Genomic DNA, 23,567 nt, shown 5'->3' with positions numbered 1-23,567 from the left:
GCGCCTCGCCCCGGCCTTACGGAAACGCTTCGGCGATTTTCAGCCGGACCATGGAGTCGCTATAAGTCTTATATTTCAATGAAATAGTTTAATTGCTTAAGAAGAACAAAATTACTGGGGAACCCTCTCCCGGTGGGAGAGGGTTGGGGTGCGGGCAACAGGCCGCACCCTTATTCTCTTTTCTGCTTCTAAATCACCAAACGGTATATAAAACCGTTACTCCTTTCGTCCTCGTTATAAATATTATGACTATAAGATAGTCATCACATTTATAAGGGTGCGCAATGGCCGTTACTGTACTGAAAAAAGGATCTCTGGCGCTGGCGGGTTTACTGCTGGTAGCACAGGCGCAGGCAACTGAGCTGCTGAACAGTTCCTATGATGTATCCCGCGAGCTGTTTGCCGCCCTCAACCCGCCGTTTGAACAGCAGTGGGCAAAAGAGAACAATGGCGACACGCTGACCATCAAACAGTCTCACGCCGGGTCGTCTAAGCAAGCGCTGGCAATCCTTCAGGGGCTGAAGGCGGATGTGGTGACCTATAACCAGGTAACCGATGTGCAGATCCTGCACGACAAAGGCAAGCTGCTCCCTGCTGACTGGCAGAGCCGTCTGCCGAACAACAGTTCGCCGTTCTACTCCACGATGGGCTTCCTGGTACGTAAGGGCAACCCGAAAAATATTCACGACTGGAACGACCTCGTGCGTTCTGACGTGAAGCTGATTTTCCCGAACCCGAAAACCTCCGGTAACGCGCGCTATACCTATTTAGCTGCGTGGGGCGCGGCAGACAAAGCTGACGGTAACGACAAAGCGAAAACTGAACAGTTTATGACTCAGTTCCTGAAAAACGTCGAAGTGTTTGATACCGGTGGTCGCGGTGCGACGACGACTTTCGCAGAACGGGGTCTGGGCGATGTGCTGATTAGCTTTGAATCGGAAGTGAATAACATCCGCAAACAGTATGAAGCGCAGGGCTTTGAGGTTGTGATCCCGAAAACCAACATTCTGGCCGAGTTCCCGGTGGCATGGGTAGATAAAAATGTCCAGGCCAACGGTACAGAGAAGGCGGCGAAAGCCTACCTCAACTATCTGTACAGCCCGCAGGCGCAGACCGTGATCACTGATTACTACTACCGCGTGAACAACCCGGACGTCATGAACAAACTGAAAGATAAATTCCCGCAGACCGGGCTGTTTCGCGTGGAAGACCATTTCGGCTCCTGGCCTGATGTGATGAAAACGCATTTTGCCAGCGGCGGCGAGTTAGACAAATTGCTGGCGGCGGGGCGTAAGTAATGTTTGCAGTATCCACACGACGCGTGCTGCCGGGCTTTACCTTAAGCCTCGGAACCAGCCTGCTGTTTGTCTGCCTGATTTTGCTGTTACCGCTCAGTGCGCTGGTGATGCAGCTCGCGCAGATGAGCTGGTCGCAGTACTGGGAAGTCGTTACCAACCCACAGGTGGTGGCGGCCTATAAAGTGACGCTACTGTCGGCGTTTGTGGCCTCGGTTTTCAACGGTGTGTTCGGCCTGCTGATGGCGTGGATCTTAACCCGCTATCGCTTCCCTGGCCGTACGCTGCTCGACGCGTTAATGGATCTGCCGTTTGCTCTGCCCACTGCCGTCGCCGGTTTAACGCTGGCCTCGCTCTTCTCCGTGAACGGGTTTTACGGCGAGTGGCTGGCGAAGTTTGATATCAAAGTGACTTATACCTGGCTCGGTATCGCGGTGGCGATGGCCTTTACCAGCATCCCGTTTGTGGTTCGTACCGTACAACCGGTGCTGGAAGAGTTAGGCCCGGAATATGAAGAAGCCGCGGAAACGCTGGGTGCCACGCGCTGGCAGAGCTTCCGCAAGGTCGTGCTGCCGGAACTGTCTCCGGCACTGCTGGCGGGCGTGGCGCTGTCGTTTACCCGTAGCCTCGGTGAGTTCGGCGCAATTATCTTTATCGCCGGGAATATCGCGTGGAAAACAGAAGTGACCTCGCTGATGATTTTTGTGCGTTTGCAGGAGTTTGATTATCCGGCGGCGAGTGCCATCGCTTCGGTGATCCTCGCTGCATCGCTGCTGCTGTTGTTCTCGATTAACACTCTGCAAAGTCGCTTTGGTCGACGCGTGGTAGGTCACTGATGGCGGAAGTTACTCAATTGAAGCGCTATGACGCTCCCCGCATTAACTGGGGAAAATGGGTTCTGATTGGTACGGGCGTGCTGGTATCCGCCTTCATCCTTGTCGTGCCAATGGTTTACATCTTTGTTCAGGCGTTCAGCAAAGGGCTGATGCCGGCGCTGGAAAATCTCGCCAACCCGGACATGCTGCACGCCATCTGGCTGACGGTACTGATTGCGCTGATTACCGTCCCGGTCAACCTGGTGTTCGGGACGCTGCTGGCCTGGCTGGTGACGCGCTTTAACTTCCCTGGCCGCCAGCTGTTGTTGACCCTGCTGGATATTCCGTTTGCCGTGTCACCGGTGGTTGCCGGTCTGGTTTACCTGCTGTTTTACGGATCCAACGGCCCGCTGGGTGGCTGGCTGGATGAGCACAACCTGCAGATTATGTTCGCCTGGCCGGGGATGGTGCTGGTGACGGTGTTTGTCACCTGTCCGTTTGTGGTGCGCGAACTGGTGCCGGTGATGTTAAGCCAGGGTAGCAACGAAGACGAAGCGGCGGTTCTGCTGGGGGCGTCAGGCTGGCAGATGTTCCGCCGCGTGACGCTGCCGAACATTCGCTGGGCACTGCTCTACGGCGTGGTCTTGACCAACGCCCGTGCGATTGGTGAATTCGGCGCGGTGTCGGTGGTCTCTGGCTCGATTCGCGGCGAGACGTTGTCGCTGCCGTTACAGATTGAATTACTGGAACAGGACTACAACACCGTCGGTTCCTTTACTGCCGCTGCGTTACTGACGCTGATGGCGATTTTGACCCTGTTTTTAAAGAGTGTGGTGCAGTGGCGTTTAGAGAATCAGGAAAAACGTCAGCACCAGGAGGGAAATCATGAGCATTGAGATTGCCAATATTAAGAAGTCTTTTGGTCGCACCCAGGTGCTGAATGATATCTCGCTGGATATCCCCTCCGGACAAATGGTGGCGCTGCTGGGGCCGTCTGGCTCCGGTAAAACCACGCTGTTGCGTATTATCGCCGGGCTTGAGCATCAGACCAGCGGGCACATCCGTTTTCACGGTACCGACGTCAGTCGTCTTCATGCCCGCGATCGTAAGGTGGGCTTTGTGTTCCAGCATTACGCACTGTTCCGCCATATGACCGTGTTCGATAACATCGCGTTTGGCCTGACCGTGCTGCCGCGCCGTGAGCGTCCGGATACTGCCACTATTAAAGCGAAGGTGACCAAACTGCTGGAGATGGTGCAGCTTGCTCACCTGGCTGACCGCTTCCCGGCGCAGCTTTCCGGCGGGCAGAAGCAGCGCGTTGCGCTGGCGCGTGCCCTGGCCGTTGAGCCGCAAATCCTGCTGCTGGATGAGCCGTTTGGCGCGCTGGATGCGCAGGTGCGTAAAGAGCTGCGCCGCTGGCTGCGTCAGCTCCATGAAGAACTGCAGTTCACCAGCGTTTTCGTAACCCACGATCAGGAAGAGGCAATGGAAGTCGCTGACCGCGTGGTGGTGATGAGCCAGGGAAATATTGAGCAGGTTGATGAGCCAGAACAGCTCTGGCGCGAACCGGCGACCCGCTTTGTACTGGAGTTTATGGGGGAAGTGAACCGTCTGCAGGGCACCATTCGCGGTGGACAATTCCACGTGGGCGCGCACCGCTGGCCGCTGGGCTACACCTCCGCGCACCAGGGGGCTGTCGATCTGTTCCTGCGTCCGTGGGAAGTGGACGTCAGCCGTCGCACCAGCCTGGATTCACCGTTGCCGGTTCAGGTGCTGGAAGCTAGCCCTAAAGGTCACTACACCCAATTGGTGGTACAACCGCTGGGCTGGTATACCGAGCCGCTGACCGTGGTTATGCGCGACGAAGAGGCTCCGTACCGCGGTGAGCGCCTGTTTGTTGGCCTGCAGCACGCCCGTATTTACCACGGCAATGAGCGTATCGAGACGCGTGAGGATATTGCTCTGGCAGAGTCAGCCTGATAGGTTATTGCGTAGTTTATCGCCCGGTGACGCTGCGCTTACCGGGCCTACAGTTATTACAGTGTCTTGTAGGCCGGGATCGCTGCGCGTCACCCGGCTTTTTTATTGAGTAAAAATCGTGAATACACTCGAACATACCATTGGTAATACCCCTCTGGTCAAACTGCAGCGCATGGGGCCGGACAACGGTAGCGAAATCTGGGTCAAGCTCGAAGGCAATAACCCTGCGGGGTCGGTGAAGGACAGGGCGGCGTTGTCCATGATTGTCCAGGCAGAAAAACGTGGTGAGATTAAGCCCGGCGATGTGCTGATTGAAGCCACCAGTGGCAATACCGGTATTGCGCTGGCAATGATTGCCGCCCTGAAAGGCTACCGTATGAAGTTACTGATGCCGGACAACATGAGCCAGGAGCGTCGGGCCGCGATGCGCGCTTACGGTGCGGAGCTGATTCTGGTGACCAAAGAGCAGGGGATGGAAGGGGCGCGCGACTTAGCGCTGGAGATGGCTGAGCGTGGCGAAGGTAAACTGCTCGATCAATTCAACAACCCGGATAACCCGTATGCGCACTATACCACCACCGGCCCGGAAATCTGGCAGCAGACTGGCGGGCGTATCACCCATTTTGTTTCCAGCATGGGAACCACGGGCACCATTACCGGCGTGTCACGTTTTCTGCGCGAGCAGGAAAAAGCGGTAAGCATTGTTGGCCTGCAGCCGGAAGAGGGGAGCAGTATCCCCGGTATCCGTCGCTGGCCTGCGGAATATATGCCCGGCATTTTTAATGCCCGGCTTGTGGACCAGGTGCTGGATATTCACCAGCGCGAGGCGGAGAATACCATGCGAGAACTGGCCGTGCGCGAAGGTATCTTCTGCGGCGTCAGTTCAGGTGGCGCGGTGGCGGGGGCTATCCGGGTAGCCCAGGCTCATCCGGGGGCGGTGGTGGTGGCGATTATCTGCGATCGCGGCGATCGTTATCTTTCTACTGGCGTCTTTGGTGAAGAGAGTTATTCGCAGGGGGCGGGGATTTAAGCGTCATGGAGATGATTTTATTCCGGGACAAAACCCGGGCGCAGCAAACCGATATTGTCGCGGTGCAGTCACAGGTGGTGTATGGCAGCGTGGGTAACAGCATTGCTGTGCCCAATATCAGAACGCACCAGCTGAACGTTACGGCGGTACCAACGGTCCTGTTCAGCAATACGCCTCATTACGATACCTTCTACGGTGGTGTGATCCCCGATGAGTGGTTTAGTGGTTATCTGAAGGCGCTGGAAGAGCGCGAGATTTTACGCGAGCTGAAGGCGGTGACCACCGGTTATATGGGCAGCGCCAGCCAGATCCAGCTTCTGGCCCACTGGCTGAAGGCCATCAGGGTGCAGCACCCCGATCTGCTGGTGCTGGTCGACCCGGTCATCGGTGATGTTGACAGCGGGATGTACGTGAAGCCCGGTATTCCGGAAGCTTACTGCGAGCATCTGCTGCCGCTGGCGCAGGGCATTACGCCAAACGTATTTGAACTGGAAGTGCTAAGCGGCAAGCCGTGTCGTTCGCCTGAAAGCGCTATTGCAGCGGCACAGGGGCTTTTGTCTGATACGCTGAAATGGGTGGCTATCACCAGCGCACCGGTTGCCGGTGACCCGGAAAACATTCATGTGGTGCTGGTGACTAAAGAGAGTGTGACCGTGAGTGCGCACCCACGTGTAGAGACGGATCTGAAAGGAACGGGCGATCTGTTCTGTTCGGAGCTGGTCAGTGGGATTGTGCAGGGTAAAACCGTTGCCGATGCTATCCGCAGGGCGGGCGACCGTGTAACTGACGTGATGGTCTTTACGCAGGAAAAAGGCTACGACGAGCTTATCCTCCCCGCATAAACAAAAATGGCACCCGAAGGTGCCATTTTGCTGTGCGGCAAGAATTACTTCTTGATGCGGATAACCGGGGTTTCACCCACGGTGACGCTGCCAGACAGTTTGATCAGTTCTTTGATTTCGTCCATGTTGGAGATAACAACCGGAGTCAGGGTAGACTTGGCTTTTTCTTCCAGCAGTGGCAGATCAAATTCAATCACCGGGTCGCCAACTTTCACACGCTGGCCTTCTTCCGCGATACGTTTGAAGCCTTCGCCTTTCAGTTCAACAGTGTCGATACCGAAGTGAACGAACAGTTCAATACCGCTATCAGATTCGATAGAGAACGCATGGTTGGTTTCAAAAATTTTACCGATGGTGCCGTCAACTGGAGCAACCATTTTGTTGCCAGTTGGTTTGATAGCAATGCCATCACCAACGATTTTCTCAGCAAACACTACATCCGGCACGTCTTCGATGTTGACGATCTCGCCGGAGAGCGGAGCAACAATCTCAATAGTTCCGGAGTCTTTCTTATCATCAGAAACCAGAGATTTCAGTTTATCGAACAAACCCATGATCTTCTCCTAAGCAGTAAATTGGGCCGCATCTCGTGGATTAGCAGATTGTTTTTTCTTCAATGAACTTGTTAACCAGCGTCATTAACTCGTCCGTTGTCGGTTGAGCAAGAGCCTGCTCTGCTAACACCTTCGCATCTTCGAAGTTCGTGTTACGGATAATCTTCTTAATGCGTGGGATGGAAATGGCGCTCATAGAGAATTCGTCCAGACCCATACCCAGCAACAGAAGTGTAGCACGTTCGTCGCCTGCAAGCTCACCACACATGCCAGTCCATTTACCTTCTGCATGAGAAGCATCAATAACTTGCTTAATAAGCGTCAGTACGGACGGTGACATTGGCTGGTAGAGATGTGAAATCATATCATTACCACGGTCAACTGCCAGGGTGTACTGCGTTAAATCATTGGTACCGATACTAAAGAAATCAACTTCTTTGGCTAAATGACGCGCAATGGTCGCCGCAGCTGGTGTTTCCACCATCACGCCTACCTCGATTGCTTCATCAAATGCTTTACCTTCGTCACGCAGTTCCTGCTTGTAGATTTCGATCTCTTTCTTCAGTGCACGCACTTCTTCAACAGAGATGATCATCGGGAACATGATGCGCAGTTTACCGAAAGCGGAAGCACGCAGGATAGCGCGAACCTGGTCACGCAGGATCTCTTTACGATCCATGGCGATACGCACTGCACGCCAGCCCAGGAACGGGTTTTCTTCTTTCGGGAAGTTCATGTACGGCAGCTCTTTGTCGCCACCGATGTCCATAGTACGGACGATAACCGCCTGAGAGCCACAGGCTTCAGCAACAGCCTTGTACGCAGCAAACTGTTCTTCTTCAGTTGGCAGCGCGTCACGGTCCATGAACAGGAATTCAGTACGATACAGACCAACACCTTCCGCACCGTTGCGCTCAGCGCCATCAACGTCACGTACGGTACCGATGTTCGCGCACACTTCTACCTGATGGCCGTCCAGCGTGATTGCCGGCAGGTCTTTCAGTTTAGCGAGTTCCGCTTTCTCGGTAGCAACTTGCTCCTGAACGGCGCGCAGCTGCTCGATCTCTTCGTTAGTGGGGTTGACGTAAACCACGTTGTTTACGGCATCCAGAATCAGATAGTCGTCGTTTTTCACCTGAGCGGTGACGCTACCGGTACCCACGATGGCAGGCAGTTCCAGAGAACGCGCCATGATTGAGGTGTGGGAAGTACGGCCACCTGCATCAGTGATGAAACCCAGCACCTTTTTCAGGTTCAGCTGTGCGGTTTCAGACGGGGTCAGGTCAGCGGCAACCAGGATAACTTCGTCCTGAATCGCGCTCAGGTCGATAATGGCCAGACCCAGGATGTTGCGCAGCAGGCGCTTACCGATGTCACGTACGTCAGCCGCACGTTCTTTCAGGTATTCGTCATCCAGTTCTTCCAGGGCAGTCGCCTGACCTTCGATAACTTCATGAGCCGCCGCATCGGCAGTCATGCCCTTATCTTTAATCAGGGCTATGATTTCCTGCTCCAGCTCCTCATCTTCAAGCAGCATGATGTGCCCTTCGAAGATGGCTTCTTTTTCTTCACCGAAAGTTTCGCCAGCTTTAGTTTTGATCGCTTCCAGTTGCGAAGATGCCTTGGCACGACCGCTCAGAAAACGTTCAACTTCCTGATCAACCTTGTCGGCAGAAATTTTTTTCCGGTCAATGACGATTTCGTCTTCTTTCAGCAGCAGTGCTTTGCCGAAAGCGATACCCGGGGATGCTAAAATGCCTGAAATCATAACCCTACCTTACTTGTGACTGATATTGAAAAGAACCCGGAAACTTACTCGAGCTCAGCCATCAGTTTTACCAGATGCTCAACAGCTTTCTGCTCATCTTCACCTTCAGCAGAGATGGTGACGACGGTGCCCTGAGTCAGACCCAGAGTCTGCAGTTTGAACAGGCTTTTTGCGCTAGCGCTTTTGCCGTTAGAAGTCACAGTGATTTCAGAAGTGAAGCCTTTCGCTTCTTTGACAAACTGAGCAGCAGGGCGGGTGTGCAGACCGTTCGGAGCGGTAATGGTAACTTCTTGCTGGAACATTGTATTTCCCCAACTTATAGGTTTAGTGTTGTGGAACTAAAGTCTAGCCTGGCGACTGAACTTTAGCCTGTATTGTTAGCGCTGACGTTTCGATCGTCATTAAACATTATGCAGTGAAAGCAAGACTTGAACCAAATCATAAAATCGATTCAGCAAGGTCATTTCATTCACCGATTAATTTCACGCATCAAAATAATTGCTGGTTTAAATACCAGACCCAACGGGGTGAATCAATGCCAGGAGGGGTAAAACTTTGAAGCAGGCCACAAAAAAGCACCCGGAAAGGTGCTTTTTTACGCGTTTTTAACATACTGGCATCACTGTTGCAGTTCTTTCTCAGTGAAGAGATCGGCAAACAGTGCAGTGCTTAAGTAACGCTCACCCGAGGATGGCAGGATAACCACAATATTCTTATTGGTAAAGGTTTCATCTTCCAGAAGTTTGATCGCGGCCGCAACGGCAGCGCCGGAAGAGATCCCCGCCAGAATACCTTCTTCGTCCATCAGACGACGCGCAGTGGAGATAGCCTCTTCGTTGGTGATGGTCACCACTTTGTCGATCAGCTTCAGATCCAGGTTGCCCGGGATGAAGCCTGCGCCGATCCCCTGGATTTTGTGCGGGCCAGGTTTTAGCTCTTCGCCTGCCAGGGCCTGAGTGATCACCGGAGAATCCGTGGGTTCTACGGCAACGGTAATCAGATCTTTTTTGCCTTTTGTGCCTTTTATATAGCGAGTCACGCCGGTCAGCGTTCCGCCGGTTCCTACGCCGGAGATAAACACGTCAACCTGACCGTCTGTATCTTCCCAGATTTCCGGGCCAGTGGTTTTTTCGTGGATTTCCGGGTTCGCCGGGTTGCTGAACTGCTGCAGCAGCAGGTATTTAGCCGGGTCGCTGGCCACAATTTCTTCGGCTTTCTGAATGGCACCTTTCATGCCTTTCGCGCCTTCGGTCAGTACCAGGTTTGCACCCAGCGCTTTCAGCAGTTTGCGACGCTCGATGCTCATGGTTTCAGGCATGGTCAGCGTCAGTTTGTAGCCGCGTGCGGCAGCAACATAAGCCAGCGCGATACCGGTGTTACCGCTGGTGGGTTCAACCAGTTCGACGCCAGGCTTCAGAACGCCACGTTTTTCAGCATCCCAAATCATGTTTGCACCGATACGGCATTTTACGCTGAAGCTTGGGTTACGTGACTCGACCTTCGCCAGAATGCGTCCATTACCGATACGGTTCAGTCGAACCAGCGGCGTATGACCGATAGTCAGCGAGTTGTCTTCATAAATCTTACTCATGGCCTGTCCTTAACTGTATGAAATTGGGATACCGACCCAGCATACCTGTTGAATAAGTATGGGGAAGTAAGGAATTCGCATATCTATATGCTGCAAGGAAATAATGGGGATCAGTATGGAATAAGGGATAGCATAAGCTACCCCTGATTTACACATTTTTGCATTACTTCCATAACGCGTGCTTAGCACGGTAGCAGTCCACCCACATTGCTGTCGCGCCGCAAACCGCCACCGGCATGATAAACAGGTTCAGGAAGGGGATCATGGTGAACAGGCTGGTAAGTGCGCCAAACTGCATATTGGCAACTTTCTGCGTACGCAGGGCAGTGCGCATCTCTTTAAACGGTACCTTGTGGTTATCGAACGGGTAGTCGCAATACTGGATCGCCAGCATCCAGGCGCTGAACAGGAACCACAGCACCGGGGCGACCGTCTGACCAACACCCGGAATGAAATAAAGTATAAGCAGCACAATCGCGCGTGGCAGATACCAGGCAAATTTCTGCCACTCGCGTTTCATGATCCGCGGGATATCTTTCATGATCCCCAGCACGCCGGTATCGGGCGGTGTGGCACCGGTCAGACGCGCTTCTAATTGTTCCGCCAGCAGGCCGTTAAACGGCGCGGCTATCCAGTTGGCAATGGTTGAGAAGAAATAGCCAAACACCAGCAGGACGGAGATCACCACAATTGGCCACAGCAGGTAGCTCAGCCACTGCAGCCAGTCTGGTACATGGCCCATGATGGCAGGCACCCAGCTTTCCAGCTTTGTGAATAACCACCAGAAGGCACCTCCCATCAGGATGATGTTGATAAGCAATGGCAGAATAACGAAACGGCGAATGCCTGGCAGGGAGACCAGTTTCCAGCCCTGAGAAAAATACCAGACGCCGCTGCGTGGGGTAGAAGATGATGTTGAAACCATAACCAGGCTGTACTCCTTTTTACACAACCAGTGGAATTGCCCGCCTATATTATCCAGTTATGGATTAATGACCAGTTCGGAAATGTTCGAAAAAACAGCAAAAAGCACAATTTAGTTCATCTTTATGCTGTGAATGCTCTGCACACACTTGCACTTGACGTAAACGGCAAATACTCTTAGTGAGTAAATGTTTGCCGTGGTGGCAAGGTGTTAGAACAACAGAGAATATAATGATGCAGGATTTGCGTCTGATATTAATCATTGTTGGCGCGATCGCCATAATCGCTTTACTGGTACATGGTTTCTGGACCAGCCGTAAAGAGCGTTCTTCTATGTTTCGCGATCGCCCACTGAAGCGCATGAAGTCCAGTCGTGATGACGATGACGGTGAAAACGACATCGATGAGAACGACGATGACGGCGTGGGCGAAGTTCGTGTTCATCGGGTCAATACTGCGCCCGGCGCAGCTCATGGGGAGCATGAAGCCCCTCGTCAGCCTCCGCAGCACCAGTATCAACCACCGTATGCCTCTGCTCAGCCGCGCCCACAGGCGTCGCAGCCTGCGGAAGAACCGGTGCGTCAGCCGCCGCAACAGCCGGTACATCATCAGCCTGCCGTGCAGCAGCCTGTGCAGCCACAACCTGTACAGCCGCAGCAGCCTGTTCACCAGCCTCAGCCTCAGCCTGTGCAAGTGCAGCCAGCACCACAGCCTGCGCCAGTCGTTGAGCCAGAGCCGGTTGTTGAACCTGAACCGGTGGTTGAAAAACCGCAGCGCAAAGAAGCGGTGATCATCATGAACGTGGCCGCGCATCATGGCAGCCATCTGAATGGTGACGTTCTGCTTAACAGTATTCAGCAGGCCGGCTTCAAGTTTGGCGATATGAATATCTTCCATCGCCATCTGAGCCCGGACGGTAGCGGCCCGGCGCTGTTCAGTCTCGCCAATATGGTGAACCCTGGCACGTTTGATCCGGAAATGACCGGCGATTTCGTGACGCCGGGCGTAACTATCTTTATGCAGGTGCCGTCCTACGGTGACGAACTGCAAAACTTCAAGCTGATGCTGCAGTCCGCTCAGCACATTGCCGACGAAGTGGGTGGTGTGGTGCTGGATGACCAGCGTCGTATGATGACGCCGCAGAAATTGCGTGAGTATCAGGACCGCATCCGCGAAGTTAAGGAAGCCAACGCGTAATCGTCGCGTTTTCTTCAACTCCTCCTCAACCCCCGCATGTCGGGGGTTTTTTCTCATTGATGGTGCGATATGGACTCAATCGAACAACAACTGACTCAACTGCGAACCACGCTTCGCCATCATGAATATCTCTATCATGTTATGGACGCGCCGGAAGTGCCGGATGCGGAGTATGACCGTCTGATGCGTGAACTGCGCGAGCTGGAAATGCTGCACCCGGAGTTCATTACCCCAGACTCCCCGACCCAGCGCGTAGGGGCTGAACCGCTTGGTGCGTTCAGCCAGATCAGCCACGAAGTACCAATGCTGTCGCTGGATAACGTCTTTGATGAAGAGAGTTTTCTGGCGTTTAACAAGCGCGTACAGGATCGCCTGAAAAGCAGCGATACCCTGAGCTGGTGCTGCGAGCTGAAGCTGGACGGTCTGGCGGTCAGTATTCTTTATGAAAACGGTGTGCTGGTCAGTGCGGCTACCCGTGGCGATGGCACCACCGGTGAAGATATCACCAGCAACGTGCGTACTATTCGGGCAATTCCACTGAAGCTGCGTGGTGAAAACATTCCTGCACGTCTGGAAGTGCGTGGTGAAGTGTTCATGCCGCAGGCGGGCTTCGAAAAAATCAACGAAGAAGCGCGTTGCACGGGGGGAAAAGTGTTTGCTAACCCGCGTAATGCGGCAGCGGGCTCACTGCGCCAGCTGGATCCGCGTATTACCGCGAAGCGACCGCTGACGTTCTTTTGCTATGGCGTCGGTATTCTGGAAGGTGGTGAACTGCCGGATACGCACCTGGGGCGCTTGCTGCAGTTCAAAGAGTGGGGCTTACCGGTAAGCAACCGCGTACAGATTTGTAATTCTCCGGAAGCCGTACTGGCGTTCTACCACAAGGTCGAAGAAGACCGTCCGACGCTCGGTTTTGATATCGACGGTGTGGTGATCAAGGTTAACTCACTTGAGTTACAGGAACAGTTAGGTTTTGTGGCTCGTGCACCGCGCTGGGCTGTGGCTTTCAAATTCCCGGCGCAGGAACAGATGACTTTCGTTCGCGACGTGGAGTTCCAGGTGGGGCGTACGGGCGCGATTACCCCGGTTGCGCGTCTGGAACCGGTACAGGTTGCCGGTGTGCTGGTCAGTAACGCCACGCTGCACAACGCCGATGAAATTGAACGTCTCGGCCTTCGTATTGGTGACAAAGTCGTGATTCGTCGTGCGGGCGATGTGATCCCGCAGGTCGTTAACGTCGTTGAGTCAGAACGCCCTGAAGATACCCGGGCCATTGAATTCCCGACGCACTGCCCGGTTTGTGGATCGGACGTTGAACGTGTTGAAGGCGAAGCGGTCGCCCGCTGTACGGGCGGGCTCATCTGCGGGGCACAGCGTAAAGAGTCACTGAAGCACTTTGTGTCCCGTCGGGCGATGGACGTGGACGGCATGGGCGACAAAATTATCGATCAACTGGTGGAGAAGGAGTACGTCCACACGCCTGCCGATCTGTTCAGCCTGACCGCCGGGAAACTGACCGGTCTTGATCGCATGGGGCCTAAATCGGCACAAAATGTGGTTAACGCTCTGGAAGCGGCTAAGCAGACTACCTTTGCCCGGTTCCTCTATGCGCTGGGCATTCGTGAAGTGGGCGAAGCCACGGCGGCGGGACTGGCGGCTCACTTTGGTACGCTGGAAGCCCTGGAGAGCGCGAGTATTGAAGAGCTGCAGAAAGTCCCGGATGTGGGCATTGTGGTCGCGACGCACACCTTTAACTTCTTTGCCGAAGAGAGCAACCGTGAGGTGATTGGTCAACTGCTGGAAGAGGGTATCCACTGGCCTGCACCGGTTGTCGTCAATGCGGAAGAGATCGACAGCCCGTTCGCCGGTAAAACGGTGGTGCTGACCGGTAGTCTGAGCCAGCTTTCACGTGATGACGCCAAAGCGCGTCTGGTCGCGCTGGGGGCAAAAGTGGCAGGCAGCGTGTCGAAGAAAACGGACCTGGTGATCGCCGGGGAAGCCGCCGGTTCGAAGCTTGCCAAAGCGCAGGAGCTGGGCATTGAGGTTATCGATGAAGCGGAAATGCTGCGTCTGTTAGGAGAATAACGTGGAGAAAGAACAGCTCGTTGAGATAGCCAATACGGAGATGCCATTTGGCAAATATAAAGGCCGCAGGCTGATCGATTTGCCGGAAGAGTATCTGCTGTGGTTCGCCCGTAAGGATGAGTTTCCTGCCGGGCGGCTGGGCGAGCTGATGGCCATCACGTTACTGATCAAAACGGAGGGGCTGACGCAACTGGTTCAGCCCCTGAAACGTCCTTAAGCCTTCGCGGCGTGGGTCTCTTCCTGCGCCCGTTTTTCCGTCTGGCGCTTGTAACGACGCGCCAGCACCGCGCAGACCATCAGCTGGATCTGATGGAAAATCATCAGCGGCAGTACCATCATCCCAATCATTGAGGTCGGGAACAGGATATTGGCCATCGGGATACCGTTGGCCAGGCTCTTTTTCGACCCGCAGAAGACAATCGTGATTTCATCCGCTTTATTGAAACCACACTTGCGCGCGACAAAAACGTTTACCGTAATCACCATCGCCAGCAGGATAATGCTGACCACCACGATAAACAGCAATGAGCCAGCACCGACCTTATGCCAGATGCCATTCACCACCGCTTCACTGAAGGCGGAATAGACCACTAACAGAATCGACGTCTGGTCGGTTTTTGAGATCCACTTCTTGTGCTTCGCAACAAAAGCCCCCGTCCACGGACGAGAAAGATGCCCAAGGACAAACGGCAGCAGCAGTTGCAGACAGATTTTACCGACCTGCTCCAGGTTGCCTTCCGCACCGTGCATATTCATCAGCAGGCCAACCAGCAGCGGCGAGATGAAAATCCCTAACAGGCTGGAGGCCGAAGCCGAACAGACTGCCGCAGCAACGTTACCGCCCGCCAGTGACGTAAAGGCAATCGCTGACTGAACGGTGGCGGGCAGAATGCACAGATAAAGGAAACCCGTATAGAGCGCCGGGTCGACATTAACCGGTGCCCACCAGGCGAACAGGACGCCGAGGATCGGGAATAAAATGAACGTGCTGCACATTACCCACAGGTGCAGCCGCCAGTGACCACCCCCTGCAATAATGGCTTCACGGGACAGTTTGGCCCCGTGCATAAAGAACAGTAGCGCGATAGCCGCCGTTGTCAGCCCTTCAACGAAAGGCACATAACTTCCACGGGCCGGGAAAAAGGAGGCCAGTAAAACGGTGATAACCAGAGTAAGCGTGAAAGGATCAAGAATTCGGAACAGTTTCATAGTGACTCCTGAAAGCAGATATCGCTATTGTGCTTTTTTCCATTTGAGAAATAAAATTGATTTATTGCATCCATTTATGAATTAAACAGATGAATTATTCACTACGACAGCTTCGCATTTTCGTGACCGTTGCACATGCCCGCAGTTTCAGCCGGGCAGGAGAGGTAATCGGCCTGAGCCAGTCGGCCGTCAGCCACAGCGTTAAAGAGCTGGAGAGCCAGACAGGTGTGCGGCTACTTGACCGTACCACGCGCGAAGTGGTGCTTACCGAAGCGGGGCAGCAGCTGGCTATGCGTCTGGAGCGGTTACTGGATGAGCTGAACAGCACGCTGCGGGATGTTGGACGCCTGGGGCAACAGCTTTCGGGAACTGTGCGGGTGGCGGCGAGCCAGACGATCTCAGCGCACCTTATCCCGCAGTGTATTGCCGAAAGCAACGATCTTTACCCGGATATCAACTTTGTGCTGCACGACAGGCCACAGCAGTGGGTGCTGGAGAGTATCCGTCAGGGGGATGTGGATTTTGGTATCGTTATCGATCCCGGCGCAGTCAGCGATCTGGAATGTGAAGTTGTGCTCTCAGAGCCATTTTTGTTGCTCTGTCGCGACGACGATCCGCTTGCATCACTCCCGCGCGTGACATGGCAGGCGTTACAGGGCGCGAACCTGGTGTTACAGGATTATGCCTCGGGAAGCCGTCCGTTGATTGATGCCGCTCTGGTCGCGCAAGGCGTCCAGGCGACCATCGTGCAGGAGATAGGCCACCCGGCCACCTTGTTTCCAATGGTAGAGGCAGGAATTGGGATCAGCGTATTACCGGCGCTGGCACTGCCGTTGCCGCAGGGAAGCCGCTTGCGGGTAAAACGCTTTACCCCCAGCATCGAACGCCAGTTAATGCTGGTGCGCCGTAAAAACCGTTCACTTTCGGGAGCGGCGCATGCCTGCTGGGAGGTAGTGCGTATGCAGGCCCAGCGTTTAATGGAGGCCCGCACGCACGATCCACTGTTTAACGATCAGATGTAGATATCAATCTTATGTTCAGAGGAAGGCTTGTTGACGCTTTGCTCTACGGCCTGAGCATTTCCCTGTTCCGGCATGGACTCTTCGGCCTGCTGACGCTGCAATTGCGCCAGCTGTGCCTGCAGCATGGTAATCTGGGATTCGAGTAACTCCTGCTGTTTTTTCTTTTCATCTAGAGGCGCATCACTCAATCCCAATTCCTTGAGTTGCTGAGTGGCTTTTGTTAACTGTTTGGTCAACTGGCTAATCCGGGAGGCAATGTCATTGCCACCAGAACTGTTCCCGCTGCTGCCAATTTCTAACGCTGACAGTGACGCTGCCTGGATAGTGGTCATATTGAGTTCCTTTTCACCATAAAAGAGTGATATCGGCAGGAAAATGGAGAGCTTGAGTGAGGGCAGGGTTATTGATAGTGAACCTGTATCGTTGAGGCGGGAAAAGTGTATTGGTGATAAGCCGCTGGCTCCAGATATAAGAATGAGGTCATGCGATCCGTGATATCGCAAACTGAGTCCTCAAGGAGCTTTTATGACCCTCTCAAATAATCCATGGTACTGCGCCGACATCATCCGTGCCGCGAAACCTGATTTTACGCCTCGCGTTGCCTTTATCCTCGGTTCTGGTCTCGGCGCACTCGCCGACCAGATTGATGACGCTGTGGCTATTTCCTATGAAAAACTGCCCGGATTTCCGGTGAGTACCGTTCACGGCCATGCGGGTGAGCTGGTATTAGGCCACCTCGCAGGGGTTCCGGTCGCCTGTATGAAAGGACGTGGTCATTTCTATGAAGGCCGCGGCATGGCCATCATGACCGATGCTATCCGTACCTTTAAGCTGCTGGGCTGCGAGCTGCTGTTTAGCACTAACGCGGCGGGCTCATTACGTCCTGAGGTGGGGCCGGGAAGCCTGGTTGCCCTGAGTGACCATATCAATACCATGCCGGGTACGCCGACAGTGGGGCTGAATGACGAGCGCTTTGGCGATCGCTTCTTCTCGCTCGCCAATGCCTACGATGCGGATCTCCGTGCCGTTCTGCAAACGGTGGCTGCCAAAGAGGGCTTCCCGCTGCATGAAGGGGTGTTTGTCTCTTATCCCGGCCCTAACTTTGAGACCGCCGCCGAGATCCGAATGATGCAAATCATCGGGGGTGACGTGGTAGGGATGTCCGTCGTACCTGAAGTGATCTCAGCGCGCCACTGTGGCTTAAAAGTGGTGGCTGTTTCAGCGATAACCAATCTCGCTGAAGGTCTGGGCGATGTGAAATTGTCTCATGAGCAGACGCTCGCTGCCGCCGAGCTTTCCCGCCAGAACTTCATCAATCTCATCTGCGGTTTTCTGCGCCATCTTGCCTGATAAAAAATAAAGTGGCCCGCGAGGGCCACACACTGCGATAAGGAAAGCGTTATGAACATCACGACTCGCTTAAAGATGATGTCCTTTATGCAATATTTTATTTGGGGGAGTTGGCTTGTCACCCTCGGTTCTTACATGATTAACACCCTGCATTTTACCGGTTCTGACGTGGGCATGGTCTACAGCTCCAAAGGGCTTGCGGCGATCGTAATGCCCTCGCTGGTGGGGATCATTGCGGATAAATGGCTGCGCGCAGACCGCGCGTACATGATCTGCCATCTTGTCTGTGCCGCTGCGCTTTGTTATGCCGCACAGGTCAATGAGCCCGGGTTAATGTTCTGGGTCATGCTGGTCAATGCGATGGCTTTTATGCCGACCATTGCGTTGTCGAACACGATTTCATACTCCTGTCTTGAACGCGCGGGGCTGGACACGGTGAGCCATTTTCCGCCTGTGCGGGTGTACGGCACCGTAGGCTTTATTGCGGCGATGTGGGCCATTAGCCTGATGGGGGCAGAGTTAAGCAATGTGCAGCTCTACATTGCGGCCGGAGCTTCGCTGGTACTGGCACTCTATTCTCTGACGTTGCCGAAGATCCCGGTCGTGCAGAATAAAACGTCTCAGACGCTGGCCAGTAAGCTCGGCCTGAATGCGTTTGTCTTATTTAAACAGCCCCGCATGGCCGTGTTCTTTTTGTTTGCGATGTTGCTTGGCGCGGTCCTGCAGATCACCAATACCTTCGGTAGCCCATTTCTCCACGATTTTGCACGTAACCCGGTGTATGCAGAGAGCTTTATCGTGAAATATCCGTCAATTTTACTCTCTGTCTCGCAGATGTCGGAGGTGTTCTTCATTCTGACGATCCCCTTTTTCCTCCGGCGTTTTGGTATTAAGACCGTCATGTTAATGAGCATGGTCGCCTGGATGCTGCGGTTTGGGCTGTTTGCGTTTGGCGATCCGTCAGCCACGGGCTTTGGGTTGTTGTTGCTGTCAATGGTTGTCTATGGCTGCGCGTTCGACTTCTTCAATATTTCCGGTTCGGTATTTGTCGAGCAGGAGGTGAACTCTGACATCCGCGCCAGCGCGCAAGGGTTATTTATGACCACCGTTAATGGCATCGGCGCGTATGTCGGGTCTGTGTTGAGCGGTATGGCAGTGGACTACTTCTCGGTGGATGGCGTGAAAGACTGGCAAACCATCTGGCTGGTATTCGCGGCCTATGCGCTGGCGCTTGCGGTGGTGTTTTACCTGAGCTTCAACTACCGGCATTCGGGAAAAAACAGCGAGATGCGCACAGTCGCGCATTAAAGGTTTTCCCTTTGATATTCAAAAGGCTTTAAGGTGAGGGTTTCCGTGTTATCGCCAGGATATGTTTTGATGGAACGCGTTTACCGAACCGATCTGAAGCTACTGCGCTATTTTCTGGCCGTGGCTGAGGAGCTTCATTTTGGCCGGGCTGCCGCCCGTCTCAATATGTCGCAGCCGCCGTTAAGCCTGCATATTAAAGAGCTGGAAAGCCAGTTGGGTACGTTGCTTTTTACTCGTCACTCGCGAAGCGTGGCGTTGACTCATGCGGGTAAAGTGCTGATGGAAGAGTCCCGCAGGTTGCTCGCCAGCGCAAACCAGGCGCTGGCGCGTGTCGAACAAATTGGCCGGGGTGAGGCAGGGCGTATTGAGCTGGGGATCGTCGGTACCGCCATGTGGAGTGAGGTGCGCACGGTAATGCGCACCTTTTTAAAAGCGCATCCGAATGTTGATGTTATCTTTCGGGAAAAGTCCCCGGTAATGCAGATGGCGCTGCTTGAGCGCCGGGAACTGGATGTTGGGATCTGGCGAATGGCGACTGAACCCACGGCAGGGTTTACCAGTATCCGGCTACGCGACGCCGCATTCCTGGTCGCGATGCCGGAAGATCACCGGTTAGTGGGAGAAACCACCATTACGCTAACCGACCTGCAGAACGAGTATTTTGTCACTATGCCGTCAGCACATTCAGACTGGTCATTTTTACAGCGCGTATGTCAGCAGGCCGGCTTCTCTCCCTTGATTGTGCGTGAAGCTGTTGAGCCGCAGACGGTACTGGCGATGATCAGTATGGGAATGGGTATTACGCTGGCGGCAGACAGCTACGCGCAGATGCAATGGCCGGGCGTGGTGTTCCGCCCGCTAAAAGAGCGTATACCGGCAGATTTATATGTGGTGTATGACGAGAAGCAGGCTACCCCAGCGGTAGATAAGTTGATAGCGACGCTGACGGCAGGGTAGGGTGTCAAAACGCAGATAGCAAAAAAGCGCCTTTAGGGCGCTTTTTTACATTGGTGGGTCGTGCAGGATAACTCGCTTCGCTCGCCCTTCGGGCCGTCGCCGTAAACGGCTCCGGTGTCTCACTGCGTTCGGCTCGAACCTGCAGCAGGTTCGAATCATCTATATCGCAGATAGCAAAAAAGCGCCTTTAGGGCGCTTTTTTACATTGGTGGGTCGTGCAGGATTCGAACCTGCGACCAATTGATTAAAAGTCAACTGCTCTACCAACTGAGCTAACGACCCGAAATGGTGGGCGATGACGGGCTCGAACCGCCGACCCCCTCCGTGTAAAGGAGATGCTCTACCAACTGAGCTAATCGCCCATTTCGGAACTGCTGCGATAAGGTGAGAATGGTGGGCGATGACGGGCTCGAACCGCCGACCCCCTCCGTGTAAAGGAGATGCTCTACCAACTGAGCTAATCGCCCAATCTCAATTCTTATCTACACTGCGAGTCTACGTGAAGTAGATGGTGGGTGATGACGGGCTCGAACCGCCGACCCCCTCCGTGTAAAGGAGATGCTCTACCAACTGAGCTAATCACCCCCGCTGTGTGGAGTCGCATTATAGGGAGAGTTGAAAATGAGTCAACGCCTTTTCTAAAGTTTTTATTCGTTCGTCGTAAAATTAGACAAAACGATCGCAAAACGGGCTATGGCGCATGATTTCTAAACAAAAATCGTAATCTCCATCACGATACAGGGATCAACATTGAGGAATCGCCCCACAGTGATAGAATATTGCCCATTGTTTTTTCCCCAGGATTTGCCGATTGCCGGCATCTTTATAACGTAAGGCCATTTCATGAAAATCAAAACTCGCTTCGCGCCCAGCCCGACAGGCTATCTGCACGTCGGTGGTGCACGTACTGCTCTCTATTCCTGGCTTTTTGCACGCCACAACAAAGGTGAGTTTGTGCTGCGTATTGAGGACACCGATCTCGAGCGCTCCACGCCGGAAGCAATTGAAGCCATTATGGATGGTATGAACTGGCTGAATCTGGAGTGGGATGAAGGCCCGTATTTCCAGACCAAACGTTTTGACCGCTATAACGCTGTAATCGATGAGATGCTGGTCGCGGGTACTGCTTATAAGTGCTACTGCTCTAAAGAGCGTCTGGACGCGCTGCGTGAAGAGCAGATGGCAAACGGCGAAAAGCCGCGTTATGACGGCCGCTGCCGCCACGATCACAGTGAGCATGCTGCTGATGAGCCTTGTGTAGTGCGTTTTGCTAACCCGCAGGACGGCTCCGTTATCTTTGACGACCAGATCCGTGGCCCGATCGAATTCAGCAACCAGGAGCTGGACGATCTGATCATCCGCCGCACCGACGGTTCCCCAACCTATAACTTCTGCGTTGTAGTCGATGACTGGGACATGGAAATCACCCACGTTGTTCGTGGCGAAGACCATATCAACAACACGCCGCGCCAGATCAACATTCTGAAAGCGCTGAATGCGCCAGTGCCGGTGTATGCGCACGTATCCATGATCAACGGTGATGACGGTAAAAAACTGTCTAAACGTCATGGCGCAGTGAGCGTTATGCAGTACCGCGACGACGGCTATCTGCCGGAAGCGCTGTTGAATTATCTGGTGCGTCTGGGCTGGGCCCATGGTGACCAGGAAATCTTCAGCCGCGAAGAGATGATCGAACTGTTCTCACTGAGCTCGGTTAGTAAGTCTGCCAGTGCGTTCAATACCGAAAAATTGCAGTGGCTGAACCATCACTACATCAATACCATGCCGCCAGAGTATGTTGCGACCTATCTGCAGTGGCACATTGAGCAGGCCAACATTGATACCCGTACCGGCCCTGAGCTGGCAGATCTGGTGAAACTGCTCGGTGAGCGTTGCAAGACTCTGAAAGAGATCGCTGAAAGCTGCCGCTACTTCTATGAAGAGTTCGACGAGTTTGACGCTGACGCGGCGAAGAAACACCTGCGCCCGGTTGCACGTCAGCCGCTGGAAGTGGTACGCGACAAACTGGCTGCCATTACTGAATGGACGGCTGAGAATGTACATCACGCCATTCAGGCAACAGCGGATGAACTGGAAGTGGGTATGGGTAAAGTCGGTATGCCACTGCGCGTCGCCGTTACCGGTGCAGGCCAGTCTCCGGCTCTGGACGTGACCGTTCATGCGATTGGAAAGTCACGCAGCGTGGCGCGTATCAACAAGGCGCTGGGCTTTATTGCTGAGCGCGAAAGCCAGCAATAACTCAGTCTGACAGATGAAAATGAAAAACGGCAGGGTGACCTGCCGTTTTTTTATGCGTGTAATTCAGCAATGCCGAGACGAGCAAGAAACCCTTGTATACCTTCGCGCTTTAGCAATACGTGAAGACGTTCCTGTTCGGTCTGGGTCATGTTTTCCAGCGAGTCAATTATTTGAGGGAGCAACGTTGATGGTGCTGATTCACCGTACAGAGACGGGGCTTCTGCCAGTTGGTAGATCGCCTGACGGCTACGAATGGCCGGGAGACTGATAATGTGCTCCTTCACTCGTGCATCAATATGAATCAGCCGTGCCCGCCCACCTTTCACGCCATTAATCCCTTCGGTTTTCCACCCTTTCTGGCGTATCCAGCGGTTAACCGTTTGTCTGGCTACACCCAGAGTGTCCGCCAGCTCTTCCGTGGTCATTTTATTGCGTAATTTTTTCATATCAGTTCTGGTCGCGAATCCCTAAACGTTGCAACAATCCGGTAATCCCTTCCCGCAGTAACAGCGATGTCATCTGCTTTTGCTCATCCGGCGTCATTTCATTTGCCAGTGTCAGAAGTAAAGTGTGGAGTGAACCTTCATGGTACGCGTTTTCCGGCATGTCAGGCATTTCGGATACCCGGCGTGCGCTGCGAATAAAATCACGCACTTTTTCATTCACATGCACCAGACGGGCTTTCCCACCCTGTACTCCTGGTTTTGGCGATGTAATCCAACCCTCTTTACGTACCCATTTATTGATGGTCTGGCGGCTATAGCCAGTGAGCAGGGCTAACTCTTCTGGCGTCATTCGTTCCTTGATCATGCAATTTCCTGAGTATTAGTGGGGTTAATTAGTGGTTCATTTTATAGCACCGTTTTACGTGAAAATGTGACAGGTTTAACTCCTGACTGCGAGCAGGCTCGCAAAGTGATTTATTTGCATGATTTTTCAGCGATTGAAAGGCTGTAATGGATTTTGACGTTGACACTCAGCAATGGAATTCATATTATGCCGCCCGTCAACATGACAGCTTTACGATGGGGCTATAGCTCAGCTGGGAGAGCGCTTGCATGGCATGCAAGAGGTCAGCGGTTCGATCCCGCTTAGCTCCACCAAACTCTGAACCCAACAGAGTGCGGTATGTAAAGTCACATGTGGGGCTATAGCTCAGCTGGGAGAGCGCTTGCATGGCATGCAAGAGGTCAGCGGTTCGATCCCGCTTAGCTCCACCAAAATTCAGACCCTCGTCGAAAGACGGGGGTTTTTTTATGCCTTTGTAAAATCCCCTTTCACTTTTGTTGCCTGAAAGGGGATGTTTCTATACCTCACCACAATCTACATCAATAAACGGGTCTATAAATGGACTTGAACTTGATTCGCTCAATTAATAATC

General features: G+C 53.7%; 23 protein-coding genes, 6 tRNA genes and 1 other RNA gene. 16 read left to right on the top strand and 14 right to left on the bottom strand.

Going from position 1 to position 23,567, the window contains the following annotated elements; genetic code table 11:
- Positions 1-284 precede the first annotated feature (284 nt).
- From ACHHZ6_RS04185 to pdxK, 6 genes are all read left to right on the top strand, one after another.
- The gene (locus ACHHZ6_RS04185) at positions 285-1,298 is read left to right on the top strand and encodes a sulfate ABC transporter substrate-binding protein (protein WP_182272211.1); all 1,014 of its coding nucleotides are present in this window, start codon (positions 285-287) and stop codon (positions 1,296-1,298) included.
- On the top strand, positions 1,298-2,131 hold the full coding sequence (gene cysT / locus ACHHZ6_RS04180) for a sulfate/thiosulfate ABC transporter permease CysT (RefSeq protein WP_182272210.1): 834 nt from the start codon (positions 1,298-1,300) through the stop codon (positions 2,129-2,131). The genes ACHHZ6_RS04185 and cysT overlap by 1 nt, the downstream gene beginning before the upstream one ends.
- Complete coding sequence (cysW, locus tag ACHHZ6_RS04175; protein WP_182272209.1) at positions 2,131-3,006, top strand: sulfate/thiosulfate ABC transporter permease CysW; 876 nt, start codon at positions 2,131-2,133, stop codon at positions 3,004-3,006. The genes cysT and cysW overlap by 1 nt, the downstream gene beginning before the upstream one ends.
- The gene (gene cysA / locus ACHHZ6_RS04170; protein ID WP_182272208.1) at positions 2,996-4,090 is read left to right on the top strand and encodes a sulfate/thiosulfate ABC transporter ATP-binding protein CysA; all 1,095 of its coding nucleotides are present in this window, start codon (positions 2,996-2,998) and stop codon (positions 4,088-4,090) included. Before cysW ends, cysA begins: the two co-directional genes overlap by 11 nt.
- A 118-nt stretch (positions 4,091-4,208) precedes the next feature.
- A complete protein-coding gene (gene cysM, locus ACHHZ6_RS04165) occupies positions 4,209-5,120 on the top strand; it encodes a cysteine synthase CysM (RefSeq protein WP_395121817.1) in 912 nt (303 codons plus the stop codon).
- Positions 5,121-5,125: 5 nt separating this feature from the next.
- Positions 5,126-5,962, top strand: a complete 837-nt coding sequence (gene pdxK, locus ACHHZ6_RS04160; RefSeq protein WP_182918737.1) for a pyridoxine/pyridoxal/pyridoxamine kinase — start codon at positions 5,126-5,128, stop codon at positions 5,960-5,962.
- Positions 5,963-6,006: 44 nt separating this feature from the next.
- On the opposite strand, the gene crr is transcribed toward pdxK, so the two are convergent.
- The 5 genes from crr to cysZ all read right to left on the bottom strand — a co-directional run bounded on the left by crr (position 6,007) and on the right by cysZ (position 10,800).
- Positions 6,007-6,516, bottom strand: coding sequence for a PTS glucose transporter subunit IIA (gene crr, locus ACHHZ6_RS04155; protein WP_003861316.1), 510 nt, complete (start codon positions 6,514-6,516; stop codon positions 6,007-6,009).
- 40 nt (positions 6,517-6,556) lie between these two features.
- Positions 6,557-8,284, bottom strand: a complete 1,728-nt coding sequence (gene ptsI / locus ACHHZ6_RS04150) for a phosphoenolpyruvate-protein phosphotransferase PtsI (protein ID WP_182272205.1) — start codon at positions 8,282-8,284, stop codon at positions 6,557-6,559.
- Between the two features lie 44 nt (positions 8,285-8,328).
- A complete protein-coding gene (gene ptsH / locus ACHHZ6_RS04145; RefSeq protein ID WP_000487600.1) occupies positions 8,329-8,586 on the bottom strand; it encodes a phosphocarrier protein Hpr in 258 nt (85 codons plus the stop codon).
- A 317-nt stretch (positions 8,587-8,903) separates the two neighbouring features.
- Positions 8,904-9,875: a cysteine synthase A gene (cysK, locus tag ACHHZ6_RS04140; protein ID WP_182272204.1), complete on the bottom strand. Its 972-nt coding sequence runs from the start codon at positions 9,873-9,875 to the stop codon at positions 8,904-8,906.
- Positions 9,876-10,038: 163 nt separating this feature from the next.
- On the bottom strand, positions 10,039-10,800 hold the full coding sequence (gene cysZ / locus ACHHZ6_RS04135; RefSeq protein WP_182272203.1) for a sulfate transporter CysZ: 762 nt from the start codon (positions 10,798-10,800) through the stop codon (positions 10,039-10,041).
- Positions 10,801-11,030: 230 nt separating this feature from the next.
- On the opposite strand from cysZ, the gene zipA reads away from it, so the two are divergent.
- The 3 genes from zipA (at position 11,031) to ACHHZ6_RS04120 (ending at position 14,298) form a co-directional block, all read left to right on the top strand.
- Entirely contained in the window at positions 11,031-11,996 is a 966-nt protein-coding gene (gene zipA, locus ACHHZ6_RS04130) for a cell division protein ZipA (RefSeq protein WP_395121816.1), read from the top strand.
- A gap of 69 nt (positions 11,997-12,065) precedes the next feature.
- The gene (ligA, locus tag ACHHZ6_RS04125) at positions 12,066-14,081 is read left to right on the top strand and encodes an NAD-dependent DNA ligase LigA (protein ID WP_395121815.1); all 2,016 of its coding nucleotides are present in this window, start codon (positions 12,066-12,068) and stop codon (positions 14,079-14,081) included.
- 1 nt (position 14,082) lies between these two features.
- Positions 14,083-14,298, top strand: a complete 216-nt coding sequence (locus ACHHZ6_RS04120) for a DUF3820 family protein (RefSeq protein ID WP_003861328.1) — start codon at positions 14,083-14,085, stop codon at positions 14,296-14,298.
- Here the strand turns inward: ACHHZ6_RS04120 and ACHHZ6_RS04115 are convergent.
- Complete coding sequence (locus tag ACHHZ6_RS04115; RefSeq protein WP_182272200.1) at positions 14,295-15,290, bottom strand: bile acid:sodium symporter family protein; 996 nt, start codon at positions 15,288-15,290, stop codon at positions 14,295-14,297. The two genes, ACHHZ6_RS04120 and ACHHZ6_RS04115, sit on opposite strands and share 4 nt — an antisense overlap.
- A gap of 89 nt (positions 15,291-15,379) precedes the next feature.
- On the opposite strand from ACHHZ6_RS04115, the gene ACHHZ6_RS04110 reads away from it, so the two are divergent.
- Positions 15,380-16,312 carry a LysR family transcriptional regulator gene (locus ACHHZ6_RS04110; protein WP_182272199.1) on the top strand — a complete coding sequence of 311 codons (933 nt, stop codon included), beginning with the start codon at positions 15,380-15,382 and terminating at the stop codon, positions 16,310-16,312.
- On the opposite strand, the gene ACHHZ6_RS04105 is transcribed toward ACHHZ6_RS04110, so the two are convergent.
- A complete protein-coding gene (locus ACHHZ6_RS04105; RefSeq protein ID WP_182272198.1) occupies positions 16,303-16,644 on the bottom strand; it encodes a FlxA-like family protein in 342 nt (113 codons plus the stop codon). The two genes, ACHHZ6_RS04110 and ACHHZ6_RS04105, sit on opposite strands and share 10 nt — an antisense overlap.
- Positions 16,645-16,837: 193 nt before the next feature.
- On the opposite strand from ACHHZ6_RS04105, the gene xapA reads away from it, so the two are divergent.
- The 3 genes from xapA to ACHHZ6_RS04090 all read left to right on the top strand — a co-directional run bounded on the left by xapA (position 16,838) and on the right by ACHHZ6_RS04090 (position 19,927).
- On the top strand, positions 16,838-17,662 hold the full coding sequence (gene xapA, locus ACHHZ6_RS04100; RefSeq protein WP_182272197.1) for a xanthosine phosphorylase: 825 nt from the start codon (positions 16,838-16,840) through the stop codon (positions 17,660-17,662).
- Positions 17,663-17,713: 51 nt separating this feature from the next.
- Positions 17,714-18,970, top strand: a complete 1,257-nt coding sequence (locus tag ACHHZ6_RS04095; RefSeq protein WP_395121814.1) for a nucleoside permease — start codon at positions 17,714-17,716, stop codon at positions 18,968-18,970.
- Between the two features lie 69 nt (positions 18,971-19,039).
- Positions 19,040-19,927, top strand: a complete 888-nt coding sequence (locus tag ACHHZ6_RS04090) for a LysR family transcriptional regulator (protein WP_182272196.1) — start codon at positions 19,040-19,042, stop codon at positions 19,925-19,927.
- A 51-nt stretch (positions 19,928-19,978) separates the two neighbouring features.
- On the opposite strand, the gene ACHHZ6_RS04085 is transcribed toward ACHHZ6_RS04090, so the two are convergent.
- The 5 genes from ACHHZ6_RS04085 to ACHHZ6_RS04065 all read right to left on the bottom strand — a co-directional run bounded on the left by ACHHZ6_RS04085 (position 19,979) and on the right by ACHHZ6_RS04065 (position 20,512).
- A non-coding RNA gene (locus ACHHZ6_RS04085) (RtT sRNA) lies at positions 19,979-20,106 on the bottom strand.
- A 27-nt stretch (positions 20,107-20,133) separates the two neighbouring features.
- Positions 20,134-20,209: transfer RNA gene (locus ACHHZ6_RS04080), tRNA-Lys, on the bottom strand.
- Positions 20,210-20,213: 4 nt separating this feature from the next.
- Positions 20,214-20,289 (bottom strand) — tRNA-Val (locus ACHHZ6_RS04075).
- 29 nt (positions 20,290-20,318) lie between these two features.
- Positions 20,319-20,394: transfer RNA gene (locus tag ACHHZ6_RS04070), tRNA-Val, on the bottom strand.
- A 42-nt stretch (positions 20,395-20,436) separates the two neighbouring features.
- A tRNA-Val gene (locus tag ACHHZ6_RS04065) sits at positions 20,437-20,512 on the bottom strand.
- 258 nt (positions 20,513-20,770) lie between these two features.
- Here ACHHZ6_RS04065 and gltX point away from each other — a divergent pair.
- Complete coding sequence (gltX, locus tag ACHHZ6_RS04060; RefSeq protein WP_182272195.1) at positions 20,771-22,186, top strand: glutamate--tRNA ligase; 1,416 nt, start codon at positions 20,771-20,773, stop codon at positions 22,184-22,186.
- A 50-nt stretch (positions 22,187-22,236) separates the two neighbouring features.
- Here gltX and ACHHZ6_RS04055 read toward each other — a convergent pair whose 3' ends face one another.
- Positions 22,237-22,632, bottom strand: a complete 396-nt coding sequence (locus ACHHZ6_RS04055) for a YfeC-like transcriptional regulator (protein ID WP_182272194.1) — start codon at positions 22,630-22,632, stop codon at positions 22,237-22,239.
- 1 nt (position 22,633) lies between these two features.
- On the bottom strand, positions 22,634-22,996 hold the full coding sequence (locus ACHHZ6_RS04050; RefSeq protein WP_182272193.1) for a YfeC-like transcriptional regulator: 363 nt from the start codon (positions 22,994-22,996) through the stop codon (positions 22,634-22,636).
- A gap of 217 nt (positions 22,997-23,213) precedes the next feature.
- Here ACHHZ6_RS04050 and ACHHZ6_RS04045 point away from each other — a divergent pair.
- Together ACHHZ6_RS04045 and ACHHZ6_RS04040 are read left to right on the top strand one after the other, a co-directional pair.
- A tRNA-Ala gene (locus ACHHZ6_RS04045) sits at positions 23,214-23,289 on the top strand.
- Between the two features lie 41 nt (positions 23,290-23,330).
- Positions 23,331-23,406: transfer RNA gene (locus ACHHZ6_RS04040), tRNA-Ala, on the top strand.
- Positions 23,407-23,567 lie beyond the last annotated feature (161 nt).

This window comes from Enterobacter cloacae complex sp. 2024EL-00214 (assembly GCF_043945575.1).
In the GTDB taxonomy this organism is placed as follows: Bacteria; Pseudomonadota; Gammaproteobacteria; order Enterobacterales; family Enterobacteriaceae; genus Enterobacter; species Enterobacter cloacae_P.
The sequence above is the reverse complement of the archived record's forward strand: the minus strand, read 5'-3'. Positions and strand labels throughout refer to the sequence as shown.

What these genes read in the sequence shown, in the direction of transcription:
- ptsI (WP_182272205.1), bottom strand. Translation starts at nt 8,284, where the DNA reads ATGATTTCAGGCATTTTAGCATCCCCGGGTATCGCTTTCGGCAAAGCA.
- zipA (WP_395121816.1), top strand. Translation starts at nt 11,031, where the DNA reads ATGATGCAGGATTTGCGTCTGATATTAATCATTGTTGGCGCGATCGCC.
- ptsH (WP_000487600.1), bottom strand. Translation starts at nt 8,586, where the DNA reads ATGTTCCAGCAAGAAGTTACCATTACCGCTCCGAACGGTCTGCACACC.
- ACHHZ6_RS04115 (WP_182272200.1), bottom strand. Translation starts at nt 15,290, where the DNA reads ATGAAACTGTTCCGAATTCTTGATCCTTTCACGCTTACTCTGGTTATC.
- ACHHZ6_RS04110 (WP_182272199.1), top strand. Translation starts at nt 15,380, where the DNA reads ATGAATTATTCACTACGACAGCTTCGCATTTTCGTGACCGTTGCACAT.
- ACHHZ6_RS04050 (WP_182272193.1), bottom strand. Translation starts at nt 22,996, where the DNA reads ATGATCAAGGAACGAATGACGCCAGAAGAGTTAGCCCTGCTCACTGGC.
- ACHHZ6_RS04185 (WP_182272211.1), top strand. Translation starts at nt 285, where the DNA reads ATGGCCGTTACTGTACTGAAAAAAGGATCTCTGGCGCTGGCGGGTTTA.
- ACHHZ6_RS04090 (WP_182272196.1), top strand. Translation starts at nt 19,040, where the DNA reads ATGGAACGCGTTTACCGAACCGATCTGAAGCTACTGCGCTATTTTCTG.
- crr (WP_003861316.1), bottom strand. Translation starts at nt 6,516, where the DNA reads ATGGGTTTGTTCGATAAACTGAAATCTCTGGTTTCTGATGATAAGAAA.
- cysW (WP_182272209.1), top strand. Translation starts at nt 2,131, where the DNA reads ATGGCGGAAGTTACTCAATTGAAGCGCTATGACGCTCCCCGCATTAAC.
- ACHHZ6_RS04055 (WP_182272194.1), bottom strand. Translation starts at nt 22,632, where the DNA reads ATGAAAAAATTACGCAATAAAATGACCACGGAAGAGCTGGCGGACACT.
- cysT (WP_182272210.1), top strand. Translation starts at nt 1,298, where the DNA reads ATGTTTGCAGTATCCACACGACGCGTGCTGCCGGGCTTTACCTTAAGC.
- ACHHZ6_RS04105 (WP_182272198.1), bottom strand. Translation starts at nt 16,644, where the DNA reads ATGACCACTATCCAGGCAGCGTCACTGTCAGCGTTAGAAATTGGCAGC.
- xapA (WP_182272197.1), top strand. Translation starts at nt 16,838, where the DNA reads ATGACCCTCTCAAATAATCCATGGTACTGCGCCGACATCATCCGTGCC.
- ACHHZ6_RS04095 (WP_395121814.1), top strand. Translation starts at nt 17,714, where the DNA reads ATGAACATCACGACTCGCTTAAAGATGATGTCCTTTATGCAATATTTT.
- cysA (WP_182272208.1), top strand. Translation starts at nt 2,996, where the DNA reads ATGAGCATTGAGATTGCCAATATTAAGAAGTCTTTTGGTCGCACCCAG.
- pdxK (WP_182918737.1), top strand. Translation starts at nt 5,126, where the DNA reads ATGGAGATGATTTTATTCCGGGACAAAACCCGGGCGCAGCAAACCGAT.
- gltX (WP_182272195.1), top strand. Translation starts at nt 20,771, where the DNA reads ATGAAAATCAAAACTCGCTTCGCGCCCAGCCCGACAGGCTATCTGCAC.
- cysK (WP_182272204.1), bottom strand. Translation starts at nt 9,875, where the DNA reads ATGAGTAAGATTTATGAAGACAACTCGCTGACTATCGGTCATACGCCG.
- cysZ (WP_182272203.1), bottom strand. Translation starts at nt 10,800, where the DNA reads ATGGTTTCAACATCATCTTCTACCCCACGCAGCGGCGTCTGGTATTTT.
- ligA (WP_395121815.1), top strand. Translation starts at nt 12,066, where the DNA reads ATGGACTCAATCGAACAACAACTGACTCAACTGCGAACCACGCTTCGC.